Source organism: Amycolatopsis sp. NPDC049688 (genome assembly GCF_040674975.1).
Classification (GTDB): Bacteria; Actinomycetota; Actinomycetes; order Mycobacteriales; family Pseudonocardiaceae; genus Amycolatopsis.
The window spans coordinates 1,327,573-1,342,508 of the sequence record NZ_JBFANY010000001.1; the positions used below are offsets into that span (position 1 = coordinate 1,327,573).

The 14,936-nt window shown below is 73.4% G+C and carries 13 protein-coding genes; 8 read left to right on the forward strand and 5 right to left on the reverse strand.

Translation table 11 applies throughout. From position 1 onward, the window contains the following. Nucleotide 1: 1 nt before the first annotated feature. The 3 genes from AB0J55_RS05715 to AB0J55_RS05725 all read right to left on the reverse strand — a co-directional run bounded on the left by AB0J55_RS05715 (nt 2) and on the right by AB0J55_RS05725 (nt 2,061). Entirely contained in the window at nt 2-628 is a 627-nt protein-coding gene (locus tag AB0J55_RS05715) for a response regulator transcription factor (protein ID WP_364243263.1), read from the reverse strand. 101 nt (nt 629-729) lie between these two features. After that, on the reverse strand, nt 730-1,380 hold the full coding sequence (locus AB0J55_RS05720) for a response regulator transcription factor (protein ID WP_364243266.1): 651 nt from the start codon (nt 1,378-1,380) through the stop codon (nt 730-732). Between the two features lie 3 nt (nt 1,381-1,383). Continuing rightward, complete coding sequence (locus tag AB0J55_RS05725) at nt 1,384-2,061, reverse strand: sensor histidine kinase (RefSeq protein ID WP_364243269.1); 678 nt, start codon at nt 2,059-2,061, stop codon at nt 1,384-1,386. 604 nt (nt 2,062-2,665) lie between these two features. Here AB0J55_RS05725 and AB0J55_RS05730 point away from each other — a divergent pair. Genes AB0J55_RS05730 through asnB form a run of 5 tightly spaced genes read left to right on the forward strand, consistent with a single transcriptional unit; the run spans nt 2,666 to nt 9,591 of the window. Beyond that, nucleotides 2,666-3,328: a hypothetical protein gene (locus AB0J55_RS05730; RefSeq protein ID WP_364243272.1), complete on the forward strand. Its 663-nt coding sequence runs from the start codon at nt 2,666-2,668 to the stop codon at nt 3,326-3,328. Then, nucleotides 3,325-5,475, forward strand: coding sequence for a prolyl oligopeptidase family serine peptidase (locus tag AB0J55_RS05735; RefSeq protein ID WP_364243275.1), 2,151 nt, complete (start codon nt 3,325-3,327; stop codon nt 5,473-5,475). Before AB0J55_RS05730 ends, AB0J55_RS05735 begins: the two co-directional genes overlap by 4 nt. After that, entirely contained in the window at nt 5,472-6,722 is a 1,251-nt protein-coding gene (locus tag AB0J55_RS05740) for an MFS transporter (protein WP_364243278.1), read from the forward strand. The genes AB0J55_RS05735 and AB0J55_RS05740 overlap by 4 nt, the downstream gene beginning before the upstream one ends. Nucleotides 6,723-6,731: 9 nt before the next feature. After that, nucleotides 6,732-7,835, forward strand: a complete 1,104-nt coding sequence (locus tag AB0J55_RS05745; RefSeq protein ID WP_364243281.1) for a DUF1611 domain-containing protein — start codon at nt 6,732-6,734, stop codon at nt 7,833-7,835. Between the two features lie 16 nt (nt 7,836-7,851). After that, entirely contained in the window at nt 7,852-9,591 is a 1,740-nt protein-coding gene (asnB, locus tag AB0J55_RS05750; RefSeq protein WP_364243284.1) for an asparagine synthase (glutamine-hydrolyzing), read from the forward strand. On the opposite strand, the gene AB0J55_RS05755 is transcribed toward asnB, so the two are convergent. Together AB0J55_RS05755 and AB0J55_RS05760 are read right to left on the reverse strand one after the other, a co-directional pair. Beyond that, a complete protein-coding gene (locus AB0J55_RS05755) occupies nt 9,572-9,916 on the reverse strand; it encodes a hypothetical protein (protein WP_364243287.1) in 345 nt (114 codons plus the stop codon). The two genes, asnB and AB0J55_RS05755, sit on opposite strands and share 20 nt — an antisense overlap. A gap of 37 nt (nt 9,917-9,953) precedes the next feature. Next, nucleotides 9,954-11,261 carry a peptide ligase PGM1-related protein gene (locus tag AB0J55_RS05760; protein WP_364243290.1) on the reverse strand — a complete coding sequence of 436 codons (1,308 nt, stop codon included), beginning with the start codon at nt 11,259-11,261 and terminating at the stop codon, nt 9,954-9,956. Nucleotides 11,262-11,431: 170 nt separating this feature from the next. On the opposite strand from AB0J55_RS05760, the gene AB0J55_RS05765 reads away from it, so the two are divergent. The 3 genes from AB0J55_RS05765 (at nt 11,432) to AB0J55_RS05775 (ending at nt 14,935) form a co-directional block, all read left to right on the forward strand. Then, nucleotides 11,432-12,748 carry a peptide ligase PGM1-related protein gene (locus tag AB0J55_RS05765; protein ID WP_364243293.1) on the forward strand — a complete coding sequence of 439 codons (1,317 nt, stop codon included), beginning with the start codon at nt 11,432-11,434 and terminating at the stop codon, nt 12,746-12,748. Between the two features lie 6 nt (nt 12,749-12,754). Beyond that, entirely contained in the window at nt 12,755-13,945 is a 1,191-nt protein-coding gene (locus AB0J55_RS05770; protein ID WP_364243296.1) for an MFS transporter, read from the forward strand. Between the two features lie 66 nt (nt 13,946-14,011). Next, the gene (locus AB0J55_RS05775) at nt 14,012-14,935 is read left to right on the forward strand and encodes a hypothetical protein (protein ID WP_364243299.1); all 924 of its coding nucleotides are present in this window, start codon (nt 14,012-14,014) and stop codon (nt 14,933-14,935) included. Nucleotide 14,936 lies beyond the last annotated feature (1 nt).

Here is a 14,936-nt window from a genome sequence, read left to right on the forward strand (position 1 = left end):
GCTAGATCAGCCCTTCGCGCATGGCGAACGCGACCGCGTGGGCGCGGTTGCGGAGCTGGAAGCGGTTGGTGATGTCGTGCAGGATCGACTTCACCGTCCGCTCGGAGTAGCTCAGCTGGTCGGCGATCTCCTTGGTCTCGAACCCGTCGGCGACCAGCTTCAGCACCCGGGTCTCCCGCTGGGACATCCCGGCGAGGTCCCAGCCGTTCGGGTGCAGCACGTCGCGCTGCAGCCGGGACACCCGGGACAGCAGCCGGCCCAGCAGGTCGGGCGGCAGCGCGCCTTCGCCGACGGCGGCGGCCTTGACGAGCCGCACCAGCGTGTCGGGGGTGGCGTCGGCCCGGCGGATGATCGCCGACACGCCGGTTCCCACGACGTCGAGCAGCTCCGAGTCCTCCACCTCGCCGGCGACCAGGACGATGCCCGCGTGGTTGGCGCACTGGAGGCTGCGCAGCAGCTGCCGCGCCTCGTCGTTGAGCCGTTCCACGATGACCAGCACGACGGCCGGCTCACCGGGGTCGCCGTCGGCCAGGCGGATTTCGGGGCGTGACCGCAGCGCGGCGGTGACTCCCGCGTGGGTGATGGTGTCGGTGGCGTGCAGCAGCACCGGGACCTGGTCGGTGATCATCGGCGAAGCCCTCCCTCGAACGACGTCGGTTCCCCCACCAAGGATCGGGCCACGGGCGGCCGGCGAACAGGGACATGGAGTCCCGATCTGTCCCGCTTTCCTTACTCCGATCGGGCAATGCCGGCCTCCCGGGCCTTCGCGATGGCCTGGGTGCGGTCGGTGACCCGGAGCTTGCGGAAGATGTGCGACACGTGGTTGCGCACGGTCTTCTGGCTCAGCACCAGCTCTTCGGCGATCGACGCGTTGCCCATGCCCCGCGCGACGAGCCGCAGGATCTCCTTCTCCCGCAGGGTGAGCCGCGGGAACGACTCGTCGCGCGGGATCGCCGTGCCCAGCAGGGACAGCACCCGGGTGGCGATCGCCGGGCTGAAGATGGCTTCGCCGTCGCCGATCACCCGGACCGCGCGGATGATCTGCTCGTTGCGGGCGCCCTTGAGCAGGTAACCGCGGGCGCCGGCGCGCATGGCGGCGAACACCGCCGCCTCGTTCTCGAACATGGTCAGCATGAGCACGCCGGTGTGCGGGCTCGCGCTCACGATCCGCCGCGTCGCTTCGACCCCGTCGAGGTCGGGGAGGTTCAGGTCCATCAGCACGACGTCGGGTTCGAGCCGGCGCGCGTCGGCGACCGCGGTCAGGCCGTCGGCGGCTTCACCGGCGACCTCCATGCCGTCGGTGGCGTCGAGCATCGCGCAGAGCGCGGCCCGGAAAACGGGGTGGTCGTCCACCACGAGAACGCGCAGGGTGCCGAACATCGCTCACTTCCCGGCGGCGATCGGGAGCCACGCGGCGATCCGCGTGCCACCGGAGGAAACCGGCTCGACCCGGCAGCCGCCGCCGAGGTCGCCGGCGCGTTCCCGCATCGACCGCAGCCCGGTGCCGCCGACCGCGGGCAGCGCTTCCCCGTCCGTGCCCACGCCGTCGTCGACGATCTCCACGTGCAGATCGCCGTCCAGGGGCCACAGGTGCACCGTGCACTGCCGGGCCCCGGAGTGGCGGGCCACGTTCACCAGCGCCTCGCGGATGATCCGGTACGCGGTGACCTCCACCTCCGCCGACAACGGCGGCAGTTCGCCGCGCACCTCGACCTCGACCCGCAGCGGGCCGTGCTCGGCGGGCACCCGGTCGGTGAGCGTCGTGGCGTACCGGCGCACCGCCAGGACGAGCCCGGCGTCGTCGAGCGCCGGCGGGCGTGCGTCGGCCACGATGCGGCGCAGATCGGTGATCGCGCTGTGGAGCTCTTCCTCGAGCCGGGCCAGCAGGCGCTCGGCCGCCGCCCGGTCGCGGGCGATCAGGTCGCGGGTCGCGCGCAGCCCGAGCACCGCGGCGGTGAGTGTCGGCCCCAGGCCGTCGTGCAGGTCGGTGAGCACCCGTTTGAGCCGGTCTTCGTACCCGGCAGGACGAACGATGTCGGCGACGACGAATGTCCGGCGCATCTTCTCCCCGTCCCCAAAAGTGGCCTGGCCCCCCGGCCGCATTCCGGCGAACCAGCTCTCGTGCGGGTAGCCCAGCCGGCTGCTCCGTTTCCCGTAGCGGGATGGTCACCCGCTGTACTAGTCGGTGTGCCCGGCCCGGACGTTTCATCCCGGACCCCCGGTTTTGATAACGGTCGGATTTCGATACGAATGCCGGCGTAACGGTGTGCAGCCGGATGAAGACCTCGTACGCCTGGTGGCGGCGCCCCGCCAAAAACGATTCATGAACTGCGCGGCAAACCGGTCGAAGTTCGACAAAGGCCAGGCGCTGCACATTTGCGAAGTCGCAGGGCGGACGGAGCAGATCCCTGCCGACGGGTGGCCGAACGGGGGCGCCGCCGAGTGGGTGCCCGCTCTGGTGAAGGCGATCTTCCCCAGGATCCGGCAACGGCGCACAAATCACCATTTGACAAGGGTTGCCAACTATTGCCATCCTGGCGGGGAAGGGTTCCGGTGCCGAGGGGGGCGCCGGGTGATCACCTCCGACCCCCGTCCGTTCCCGGCCGGCGGATCCCGAGCGCGTCCGCCCCGGCCCGCAGGAGACGGCGAGGCTGCGGCGCTTTCCGTGTCCGGCAAGCGAAACACCGAGGGGGAACGGGCGCCTCGCCGGGCGCCGCGGCCCGGTCCTGTCGCCAGGGAGGTAGCCATCAGCACTGTCACCGCCACGACGTGGCCGGGGCCGGGCCGGCGGGCCGGCACCATCGAGGGACTGGCCGCGGCGCTGCGAGAGTTCGGGCCCGCCATCGACGAACCCGCCGCCTACGACCCGCAGACCGGCTCCTCGCCGGTACCCCAGCCGGGCGTCCTCGCCTTCCGCGACCTCGTCCTCGAAGCGTTCCCGGGCACCGGGAGCCTCGGCATCGTGCGGGCACCGCACCTCGCCGGCCGCAGCGAGCACAAGGAAGGCCGCGCCTGGGACTGGAAGGTGTGCCGCGACACCCAGGGCGACCTGGCGGACGCGCTGCTGTCGTGGCTGCTGGCGCCCGACTGGCACGGCAACCCGTTCGCGGCGGCCCGCCGCTTCGGGATCATGTACCTCATCTGGGATTCCCGCATCTGGGGTGCGTACGCCGCCGCCCAGGGCTGGCGCCCGTACACCGGGCCGCACCCGCACACCGACCACGTGCACATCTCGTTCAGCTGGGCCGGCGCCCGCGGGGAAACCTCGTGGTGGCGCCGGTTCGGCCCGACCACCACGGCGAGCCCCGCCCCGAGGGAGGCACTGTGAACACCACCGGCTCCGACACGCCCCCGCCGTCCGCCCCGGTGCAGCCGACCGAACGGACCCTGCACGGCGAGACGGTCGTGGACGACTTCGGCTGGATGCGCGACCACGCCGACCCCCGGCTGCGGGCGTACCTGGTGGCCGAACGCGACTACTTCGACCGCTACGCCGAGGGCCTCGACCCGCTCGTCGGCGAGCTGGTGGCGGAGGCCGCGCGGCGCACGGCGGCCGGCCGGTCCTTCTCCTGGCGGATCGGGCACCACGAGTACACCACCCGGCCGCCCGACGAGGGCGGCCGCTACACCCGTTACCTGCGCCGGGACGTGCGCGGGACCGCCGAGCCGGAAGTGGTGCTGGACCTCGGGGAACTGGCCCGCGGCCACGACTTCACCCGGATCGGCGTCTTCGAGCCCAGCCCGGACGGCCGCCTGCTGGCGTATTCGGTCGACCACGTCGGCTACGAGTCCTACGAACTCCGCTTCCGGGATCTGGCCACCGGGACCGATCTGGCGCGCACGCGGCAGGAGACGTACTACACCGGCGTGTGGGACGCGTCCTCGTCGAAGTTCTGCTACGTCGTCCACGACGCCGCCATGCGCCCGTACCGGGTGCTCGCGCACGACCTCACCGCCGATCCCGGCGCCCCGGACGCGGTGCTGTGGGACGAACGGGACGAGCACTTCACCACGACCGTCCGCGCCACCCGCACCCGCGACTGGCTGGTCGTCACCAACCAGAGCCGCACCACCACCGAAGAACTCCTGCTGCCCGCCGGCGACCTGACCGCCCCGCCGCGGCCGGTCATGCCGCGGCGCCACGGGCAGGTGTACTTCGCCGACCACCAGCGCACCGCCGGGCAGGACCGGCTCGTCGCGCTGGTCGCCGAGGGACGCGAAGAGCGGCGGCTCGTCGGGCTTCCGCTCGCCGAGCTGGAATCCCAGCGGTGGCAGGAAATCCTGCCGCGCGACCCGGACACGGCCTGGCAGCGGCTCGACGTCTTCGCCGCCGGGCTGCTGCTCAGCGGGTACCGGCGGGGGACGACGGTGTTCACCCTGCTGGGCCCGGACGGCGGCACCCGCGACATCACCCCGGACAGTCCCGGCGGCTGCCTGGTCTTCGAGGGCAGGCGCGACGCCCTGCGGGTCCAGATGGACCAGCGGACCCATTACGAGGCCGACGAGATCGAGCTCGCCGAGCACACGCTGTGCGCACCGCCGCGGCACCACCGGCTTTCCCTGCGCACCGGCGCGCACGAGCTCCTGCCGCCGGCGGCGGTGACCGGGTTCGACCCCGCCCGGTTCCGCACCACGAAGGTGTTCGCCGGGTCCGCGGACGGCACGGTCGTGCCGGTGACCCTCGCCCACCGCGCCGACGTGCGGCCCGACGGCGCCAACCCCGCCGTCATAACCTGTTACGGCGCCTACGAACGCCCCTGGGAGCCGTCCTTCTCCCAGGACGTGCTCAGCCTGCTGGACCGCGGGTTCGTGTACGCCATCGCGCACGTCCGCGGCGGCGGCGAACTGGGCCGGCGCGGCTGGTTCGACGGCAGCATGGCTGCCACGCCGGCGTCGTTCCACGACCTGGTCGCCGTCCGCGACCACCTGGTGGCGACCGGCTGGGCGCACCCGGCCGGGGTGGTCGCCAGCGGCAGCTGCGCCGGCGGCGTGGCGGTGGGCCAGGCCTACACCGACGAGCCGGGCAAGTGGGCGGGCATCATCGCCGAAGCCCCGGCGGTCGACCTGCTCAACGCCATGCTGGACGAGAAGCTGCCGCTCACGATCAACGAGTGGGAGGAGTGGGGCGACCCGCGCGACCCGGCGATCCACCGGAGCATGCGGCAGTACGTCGCCTACGAAAACGTCTCCGACCGGCCCCGGCCGCCGCTGCTGGTGACCGCCTACGCCAACGACCCACGGGTGCTGGTGCACGAGCCCGCCCGCTGGACCGCGGCGCTGCGGCAGGCCGACACGCACGGCAACGTGATCCTGCTCCGCACCGAACTCGGGGACGGCGGCCACCACGGGCCGTCCGGGGCCGCGCACGTCGCCCGGGCGGCCGCGCAGCTCACCGCCTTCGCGATCGACTCCGCGACCCGGAGCATCAGGGCGGTCCCTCGGTCACGCGGCCGGGTCCGGGAAACGCCCGCGTGACCGACGAACCGGCGCCGCGCGCCCGGCTGGCGGCGCTCCGGCGCGAACTCGCCACCTCCGGCGGCGGGTACCTGCTCGGCGCCACCCTCGCCCAGTCGGTCGGCCAGGGCGCCGCGATGGCGTGCAACGCCGTGTTCTTCGTCCGGGTCGTCGGGCTGGCGCCGAGCGCCGTCGGGACCGTGCAGAGCGCGGCCGCCCTGACGTCGATGGCGCTGGCCGTGGTGGTCGGCCCGCTGGTGGACCGGTACGGCGCCCGCCCGGTCGCGGTCCGGCTCGGGCTGGCGCTGGCCGGCGCCGTGGCCGCCTACGCGCTGGTGTCCGGCCTCGCCGGTTTCGCCGTCGTGCACCTGCTCGTGGCGTCGCTGCGCACCGGGCGGCAGATCGGCGAGAGCGCGCTCATCGCGCACCTGGTCGACGCCCGCGCGAAGTTCCGCGCCTACCAGCGGTCCGTGCAGAACATCGGGATCTCGCTGGGCACGGTGGCCGCGGCCGTCCCGCTGTACCTCGACACCCGGCCGGCCTACCTGGTGGTGATCCTCGGCAACGCCGCCGTGATCGTGGTCGCCGCGCTGCTGGTGCGGGCGGTGCCCGGCCCGCGGGTGCCCGCCCGGAGCCGGGAGCGGACGGGGCGCCTGGCGCTGCGGGACCGCCGGTACGTGGTGGTCGGCCTGCTGTGCGGGCTCATGGAGGTCCGCGACAGCGTGCTCACCGTCGGCCTGCCGCTGTGGGTCACCACGCACACCGACGCGCCGAGGCCGCTGGTCTCGGCGCTGCTGTTCGTCAACACCGCCATGGTGATCGCCCTGCAGGTGCGGGCGTCGGCCGGGGCGGCCACGGTGCCCGGCGCCGCCCGGGTCATGCGGGCCGGCGGGTTCGCGCTGGCCGCGAGCTGCGCGGCGTTCGGGCTGGCCGGCGACACCGGGGGAGCGGCGACGGTGGCGGTCCTGCTGGCCGGCGCGGTGGCGCTGACCCTCGGCGAGATGTGGACGTCGGCGAGCAGCTGGACGCTGAGCTACGACCTGGCCGACCCGCGGGCCCACGGCCAGTACCAGGGCGTGTTCGAGATGACGTCGGGCATCGGGGTGCTCGCGGGGCCGATCCTGTGCACCACCGTCGCCCTCTCCCACGGGTTCTGGGGCTGGGCCGGGATCGGCGCCGGCTTCGCGGTCGTGGGTCTCGCCGTGCGCCGGCTCGCCGGCCGCGGCGGTCCGGGCGTGCACCACCCGGTGCGCGCGGAAGCTGTGTGAGGAGCCGAAATGGACGACCTGAGCCGCATCGCCGTGCTCGCCGACGACGAGATCCTGCCCGAGCCGTCGAAGACGCTGACGGCGTTGCTGCGGTACCGGCCCGAACGCATCGTGGCGGTGATCGACCGGGTCACCGCGGGCCGGGACGCGGCCACCGTCGCCGGTTTCCCCGGCGAGCTGGGGATCCCGGTGGTCCCGGACGTGCCCGCCGCGCTGGCCGGGTACCGGCCCGACGCGGTGCTGCTCGCCGACGAACCGGTGGGCGCGGCCATGGCGCCGTACTGGCGCGAGCAGGTCAGGCTCGCGCTCGAGGCGGGGGTGGACGTCGTCAACGGGATGCACTTCCTGATCTCCGCGGACCCGGACCTCGCCGCCGTCGCGCGGCGCACCGGCGCGGTGGTGCACGACCTGCGGAAAGCGCCGGAGGACAAGTACTTCACGCCGTTCGACGCCGACGGCCGCCCGATCGTGCACCTGCGGGAGCACCGCCCCGGCAGCCGCACACTGCTGGCCGTGGGCACCGACTGCTCCAGCGGGAAGATGACGACGATGCTCGAGCTGGAGCGGGCGTTGCGGGCCGGCGGCACGGATGCCGCCTTCCTCGCCACCGGCCAGGTGGGGATGATGATCTCGGGCGGCGGGGTCGCCGTCGACGGCCTGATGGCCGACTTCCTCAACAGCACCGTCGAGGACGCCGTCTTCCGGGCCACCGAGGAGCACGACGTCGTGCTGGTGGAAGGCCAGGGCGCGCTCAACCACCCCCGCTACTCGGGCGTGACGCTCGGATTGCTGCACGGCACCCGGCCCGACGCCATGGTGCTGTGCCACGACCTGCGGCGCACCGCGCTCGGGCTGCTGCCCCAGGTCGCGCTGCCTTCGCTGCGGCGGGCCATCGAAATCAACGAGGAAGCGGCCCGGTGGGCCGATCCGGACCGTGCGCCGCGGGTGATCGGGCTGTCGGTGGTGACCGCCGGGCTCGGCGACGACGAGGCCCGGGCCGCGTTGCGGCGCCTGACCGGCGAAACCGGCCTGCCCGCCACGGACGTGCTGCGCTACGGCGTCGGCGAGCTGCTGCCGGCCGTGCGGGCCGGCCTGGTCGGTTCCGCGACCTGACGACACAGGAGGGGACATGTGCGGTTTCAGCGGGGTGACCGGTCCGGCGCCGCTGGCGGCGGCGGAGGAGACGTGGGTGAGCGAGGCGACCCGGCGGCTGGCCCACCGCGGCCCGGACGACGAAGGCCGCTACACCGGCGACGGCGTGGTACTCGGCTTCCGCCGGCTGGCGATCGTCGACCCGTCGCCCGCCGGGCACCAGCCGATGACCTCGGCGGACGGCCGCTACCGGATCGTCTTCAACGGCGAGATCTACAACGCCCCGGCGCTCGCCCGGGAACTCGCGGACGCCGGGGTGACGCTCAAGTCCGCTTGTGACACCGAAGTGCTGCTGGAACTGTTCGCCGCGCACGGGCCGGCGTGCCTGGACCGGCTGCGCGGGATGTTCGCCTTCGCCGTGTGGGATACCCAGGACCGCACGCTGTTCGCCGCCCGGGATCCCTTCGGCATCAAGCCGTTCCTCTACCACCTCGACGGCCGGCTGCTGCGGTTCGCTTCGGAGAAGAAAGCGTTCACCCGGCCCGGCGCGCACGGCCCGGTCGGCACCGCCGCCGTCCGCCGGTATCTGACGCTGCAGTTCGTTCCCGGCCCCGAAACGCTCTCGCCCGCGATCAGCGTGCTGCCGCCGGGCCACCACCTCACCTTCGGCGCGGATGACGGGCTCCGGGTGCAGCGGTACGCCGAACCCGTGCTGCGCCCGGAATCCCGGGCGAAACCGGACCGGGCGCGGCGCATCCGCGACGCGCTGGCGGACTCGGTGGCCGCGCACCTGCGCAGCGACGTCCCGCTGGGCTCGTTCCTGTCCGGCGGGGTCGACTCGGCTGCGGTGTGCGCCCTCGCGTCGGCCCACCGCAGCGACCTGCAGACGTTCACGGTGGGGTTCGGCCGCGAAGGCTACAGCGAGATCGAACACGCGCTCGCCACCGCGGACGCGCTCGGGCTGAAGGCCAACCCCTACGTCATCGGGGCCGACGAGTTCGCCGCCCACCTGCCGGGCATCCTGGCGCAGTTCGACGAGCCGTTCGCCGACGCCGCCGCGGTCGCGTTGTGGTTCCTGGCCCGGGAAGCCCGCAAGCAGGTGAAGGTCGTGCTCTCCGGCGAAGGCGCCGACGAGCTGTTCGGCGGCTACCACGTCTACCGCGAGGCGGGACCGGGTTACCTGGGCGCGGACCAGGTCTACGCGCCCGCGGAACTCGCGTCGATCACGCCGTTGACCGACGGTTCGGCCGAGGACCTGGCCGGGCCGCTGCGCCGGCGGGCGGCCGAGGCGGGCCTGGACCCGGTGGCGGTCCGCCAGTCGGTCGACCTCGCGCTCTGGCTGCCCGGGGACATCCTCACCAAGGCCGACCGGATGACGATGGCCCACGGCCTCGAACTGCGGGTGCCCTTCCTCGACCGGCGGGTGCTGGCCGCGGCCGCCCCACTGACCCCGGGCGAAAAGATCGGCCCGGACACGACCAAGGTGGCCCTGCGGGAAGCGGTCGCGGACCTCGTCCCGCCCGCCGTCGCCGGCCGCGCCAAGCTCGGGTTCCCGGTGCCGATCCGGTTCTGGCTCCGCGACGAGCTGTACGACTTCGCGGAAACCGTGCTCGGAGAAGCGCAGATCGGGGCCTACGTCCACCGGGACGCGGCCCTGGCCATGCTGCGCGACTACCGGCGTGGCGCGGACTTCGACTGGCGCCGGCTGTGGGTGCTGATCTGCTTCGCCCTGTGGCACCGGCACCACGTCGAAGGCGTCACGGGGCCGATCCGCTGACCGGCGCGGCCTCCAGCAGCAACCGCGTGAAGTGCCGGCGCTGCCGGGTGATGTGCGCGGCGAGCGCCTCGCTCACCTCCGCGGCGGGCGCGCCCGGCGGCAGCGTGGCCGTCCACTCCGACCACCAGGTGCCGCCCGCCGGGGCGTCCTCGCGGAAGATGGCGAAGAACTTCGCGATCTTTTCGGCCCCGGCGCGGATGATCCTGATCCGGAACTCGGCTTCGGGGACGTCGACGAGCACGGTCCGGTCGGTGCACGTCACCCGCAGGTAGTCGGGCAGCCGGCGGCCGAGGGCGGCGAGATCGGCGATGGCGGTGCAGTACACGGCGAACCTCCGGTTCGATCGGCGGGAAGCGCCCGGGTCAGCCCGGGAACGCGGCCGTCAGTTCGTGTTCGAGTGCCTGGGCGGCGCCGGCGTCCTCGGCGATCAGGCACGCCTCGCCGCCGGTCCCGCCGGGATCGGTGCCGTAGACCGGGATCACCACGCCGGTCCGGGTCGCCGGGTCGTAGGCGAGACCTCGCCGGGTGAGCTCGGCCATCGCCTGCTCGAAGGCGGGAACGGCGCAGCTGCGCCGCTCGACCAGGCAGCGGTCTTCGAGGTAGCGGCCGCCGACCACCCGCTGCCCGATCCGGAACAGGTGCGTGGAGCCGCCGAAACGGGCGTTGAACTCGTTGAAGAGCAGGCGGCCGCCGGGGGTCAGCATCGCGTCGATGTTGACCGGTCCGCGGTACCCCATCGCACCCATGACCCCGGCGAGCGTTCCCAGCGCGGTCAGGAACGGGTCGTCGGGGCTGCGCCGCGTCGCCGGGATGACCACGCCGTCGATCACCGGCTTCATCCGGACCTGGCCGTAGCCGTAGACCTCGGCGCCGTCCTCGGTGATCTCGGCTTCGCCCCACAGCGACGCCGACTCCGGCACGTACTCCTCGAGCACCACCCGGCGGCGGTTCCCGTCGGTGTACCAGGGCCAGCGCCGGTGCACGTGCGCCACGAGCGCCTCGTGCCCGGTGAGCACGGTGCGGTGCCGGGTGCCGACGGCTTCGACGTCGCCGACCGGGGTGAGGACCTCGTTGCCCATCCCGGCCACGTGGACGTCCTTCTTCACGATCGCCGGGCGTCCCGCGGCGAAGAGGTCCGCGAGGTAGGCCACGGCGTCCTCGGGCCGGTCGGTCACGACGCCGTCCGGGACCGGCAGCCCGATCCCGGCCGCGACCGCGCGGAAGGCCACCTTGCTGTTGAGCAGCTCGTGCCCGCCCTGCTCCAGGAACCCGAAGCCGGGGGTGCCCTTCTCCAGCCCGAGCTGCCGGACCAGCCGGTTGACGTAGCCGTCGAAGTAGAACGCTTCGACGCGGTCGACCCCGCGGTCGCGGGCCACCTCGGCCAGTTCCGCGAGGAACGCGGTGCCGGTCAGGCGATCCCGCGTCAGCACGGGGCCGAGGTGCCCCGCGGGCGGAACCACCACGTGCAGCGCTTCGGCCGGGAAGCCGAGCAGGCCGGTGACGTAGGACAGGAACCGGGCGTCCGGCGCGCTGGGCAGCACCACGACGTCACCGGGGCGGGCGCTCCACAGCATCCGCTGCCCCTGGCTCCCGATGTGCGAGCGCTCGGGGACGGCCAGGTTCGCCAGCTCGGCTTCGTGGGACCAGTTGCCGACGAGGAGTTTCGACACGGGTTTTCCTCCGGTGCGGCTCGGGGATGCGGAATCCAGATTGCCTCCTTGGCAACACGATGGCAAGTTTCCGGCGCGACCGCCCGGCCCGGGAATTGCCAATGCTGGCAACCTGTGGCAGGGTCGATCAGCGCGACGGGTTCGGCGGCACGGCAAACAGGGGGTCGGCCATGGCCAGGCTGGTGATCGGCAACTGGGGCAACGAAGCGGAACTGGCGAACATCCCGCCGGAGGCGCTGCGGCACGCCGGCAGCCAGGCGCAACGCATGATCTGGGGCGCGGAACCCGGCGACGTCGTCGTCCTCGCGGTCGAGCCCGACCCGGACTTCCTCGCCTACGCCACGGAACTCGCCGGCCTGGCCGCGGGAGCGCTGGAGATCGTCGTGCCCCCGCCGGGCCGCGGCGGCGACGTCCTGACCCGCGACCGGTTCGAAAACGCCGACTTCGTCGAGCGGCTGCGCGGGATCGTCCGCGACCGGGGCATCGACCGGGCCGAGCCGTTCTACCTCGACGGCTACGTCAACCGGCTGATCCGGCAGCTCGGGCTCGACAAGGGCACGCCCGGCTTCGGGTTCATGGACCAGGGCGGCAACGAGCTGCTCAACAGCAAGGTCACCTTCCGCGCGGTCGCCGCCGGGACGAGCCTGCCGATCCCCGAAGGGATCGTCACCGAGACGCCGGCCGAGGCGGTGGACTTCGTCTGGGACCTGCTCCGCACCGGCCGGGCAGCCATCGCCAAGCAGGACGTGAGCAGCGGCGGGCTGGGCAACGAGGTGCTGAGCGCGGCCGGCGTCGAGGCGATCGGCGCGGCCCACCACGAAGTCGTCGCCGACCGCGCGGCGCTGGAAGAGCACCTGACGCGGCGCTGGCCGTGGTACACCGGCGGGCAGCGCCGGCGCGCGGTGTTCGAGGAGTACGCGGCGGGCTCGGTGCCGATCTGGGGCGAGGCGGCGATCACCGAGGAGTCCGTGCGGATCTTCGGGTACGGCCGGATCCGGATGAACCCCGTCTGCGACGGCGTGATCATCCCGGTGCCGCCGCCCGACTCCGGCACCGAGGCGTTCGGCGCGTTCCTGGTGCACCTGGAAGCGCTGGCCGGGACGATGCGGGCGATGGGATACCGCGGCCTGGTCAACGTCGACGCGATCCTGACCCCGGACGGCCGGGTGCTGTTCAACGAGTTCAACGGCCGGTACGGCGGGTCGACGCACCTGTTCGCGATCGGGGAACGGGTCGTGGGCCGGGACTACCTGACCGACCGCTGCCTGGTCGAGCAACGCGAATGCGCGTTCCCGGCCTTCGCCGTCGCCCAGCGCGAACTGGCCGCCGCCGGGCTGGCGTACGACCCCGCGACGCGCACCGGGGTGATCGTCCCCGTCCACGGCACCCACGCGGACGGCACGGGCGGGGAAGCGTGCCTGGTCGGCCGGGACCTCGCCGAGGCCGAGCGGTTGGAGCAGGCCGTGGCCGAGCTCTTCCCGCACTGAGCGCGGATGGGCACGACCGGATACCGCAGCATCGCGACCGCGCCGGTGCTCGTCTGGGCCGGGACCGCGGTGGCGGCCCGGCTGCCGATCGCCATGGCCCCGCTGGCGCTGGTGTTCCTGGCCCGCGGCCTGCCCGGCGGCTACGCCTTCGGGGCCACCCTGGCCGCGGTCTGGGTGCTGGCCGAGGTGATCGGCGCACCCGTGCTCGGGCTGTGGCTGCGGGCCGAGCGGACGAAGGCGCACCTGCTGCTCGCCTTCGGTGTCGCCGCCGCCTGCTACCTGGGGCTGGCTTTCGGGCCGGCCCTGCCGACGGCCGTCGTCGTGGCCCTCACCTTCGTCGCGGGCTTCGCGCCCGCGGCGTCGCCCGGCGGGCTGCGGGCGCTGCTGACCCGGCTGGTGCCCGAGGACGACGTCGCCAAGGTGCTCAGCGCCGAGGTGATGCTCAACGGCCTGATCTGGGCGGGCGCGCCGGCGGTGGTGGCGTTCCTGGCCGTCGGCGCCGGTCCGGGTGCGCCGATGGCGGTCGCCGGGGCGCTGAACCTGCTCGCGTTCGGCCTGGTCGTCTTCCGGCTGCCGGAGGGCGTCCCGGACGACACCGGCCCGGCCGTGCGCGTGACGGCGAAGACGCTCGCCGCGCCGTGGCCGGTCTACCTCACCGCGGCCGCGTCGATGGCCATGGTGTCCACGATCGAACTCGTCCTGCCCGCGCTGATCGAGTCGCGCGGGCTGAGCGTCGCCACGGTCGGCCCGCTGCTGGTGGTGTTCTGGGTGAGCAGCGTGGCCGGCGGGGTGGTCTACGGCAGGCGGCGGTGGCCCGGCAGCGCGTCCCGGCAGAGCCTGGTGTGCCTGGTGGTCACCACGGCCGCGCTGAGCGCGGTGGCGGTCCTGCCGGGCGTCGCCGGCATCGGCGCCACCCTCGCGGTCGGCGGGCTGTTCCAGGCCGCGGTGCTGGTGACGCGGAACCTGTCGCTGCGGGAACGGCTGCCCGCGGTCGCGCACGCCGCCGGCTACTCGATCATGTACGCCGCCACCGGCATCGGCTACAGCGTGGTCGCCGCCGCGTCGGCGCTCGCGCTGCGCGCCCTTTCGCCCGCCGCGGCGATCGGCTTCGGGGGTGCGATCACCGTGGTCATCGTCGCGATCAGCGCCGTCGCCGAACGACGGCCGGTCCGCTTGCCAACCGGCCCGCAAGCGTGACAAACTGATGGCACAATCTTGGCAACTAATTGCCAAATGTGCGCTACCTGGTCAAGGGGGCAGTCGATGCGCATCGGAATCGTGGCGTGGGATCAGGAGGATCCCGATTCTCCCGAGCTCGCCCGGACCGGGCGGGACCTCGGGCACGACACGAGCGTGTTCTTCCTCGACGACGTGTCCTGCGACCTCACCGCCGGCGCCGTCGAAACGACGATCGACGGCGAACCGGCGGCCGCGTTCGACCTGATCATCTCGCGGGCGCAGATCCGGTACGAGCAGGCGCAGTCCGACCACGAGCGCTACGGGCTGCTGTGCCAGGTGCCCGGGGTGACCGTGCTCGACCCCGCCGACGTCTACCTCAACGCCGAGAGCAAGCTCCTGGCGCTGCAGCGGCTCGGTGCCGCCGGGCTGCCCATCGCGCCGACGCGGTGCTGCCGGAACCCGGCCGACGTCGCCGCCGCGCTGGCCGACTGGGGTGAGGTCGTGGTCAAGCCGTCGTTCGGCCTCGGCGGCGCGGACGTGGAACGCGTGCGGGACCTCGGCCACGACGGCGCCCTCGTCGACGGCCTGCTGGCGAAGTACGAGCGGCTGGTCTGCCAGCCGTACTACCCGCACCCCGACGGCGACCTGCGGGTGACGGTCGTCGGCGACGAGGCCCCGCTGAACATGCGGCGGGTGCCCCGGGCGACGGGCTGGAAGAGCAACGCCAAGCAGGGCGCCACCGTGCACATGGTCACGCCGCCGCCCGAGCTGGTCGAGGTCAGCACGCGCGCGGCCCGCGTCATGGGGGTCACCATGGCGGGGCTGGACTTCCTGCCCACCCCCGACGGCCACAAGATCATCGAGTTCAACAACTGCCCCGGCTGGTACCCGGCCCCGGAAGACCACCGGCGTCACCTCACCGAGCGGGTCATCGAGATCATGACGGGGATCCACGAAGCGGGCCACCGCGTCAACGGCCGCGCCCCCGAGCCCCGGCCGGTCGGGTGAC

What these genes read in the sequence shown, in the direction of transcription:
- asnB (WP_364243284.1), top strand. Translation starts at nt 7,852, where the DNA reads ATGTGCGGTTTCAGCGGGGTGACCGGTCCGGCGCCGCTGGCGGCGGCG.
- AB0J55_RS05720 (WP_364243266.1), bottom strand. Translation starts at nt 1,380, where the DNA reads ATGTTCGGCACCCTGCGCGTTCTCGTGGTGGACGACCACCCCGTTTTC.
- AB0J55_RS05775 (WP_364243299.1), top strand. Translation starts at nt 14,012, where the DNA reads ATGCGCATCGGAATCGTGGCGTGGGATCAGGAGGATCCCGATTCTCCC.
- AB0J55_RS05725 (WP_364243269.1), bottom strand. Translation starts at nt 2,061, where the DNA reads ATGCGCCGGACATTCGTCGTCGCCGACATCGTTCGTCCTGCCGGGTAC.
- AB0J55_RS05770 (WP_364243296.1), top strand. Translation starts at nt 12,755, where the DNA reads ATGGGCACGACCGGATACCGCAGCATCGCGACCGCGCCGGTGCTCGTC.
- AB0J55_RS05745 (WP_364243281.1), top strand. Translation starts at nt 6,732, where the DNA reads ATGGACGACCTGAGCCGCATCGCCGTGCTCGCCGACGACGAGATCCTG.
- AB0J55_RS05715 (WP_364243263.1), bottom strand. Translation starts at nt 628, where the DNA reads ATGATCACCGACCAGGTCCCGGTGCTGCTGCACGCCACCGACACCATC.
- AB0J55_RS05765 (WP_364243293.1), top strand. Translation starts at nt 11,432, where the DNA reads ATGGCCAGGCTGGTGATCGGCAACTGGGGCAACGAAGCGGAACTGGCG.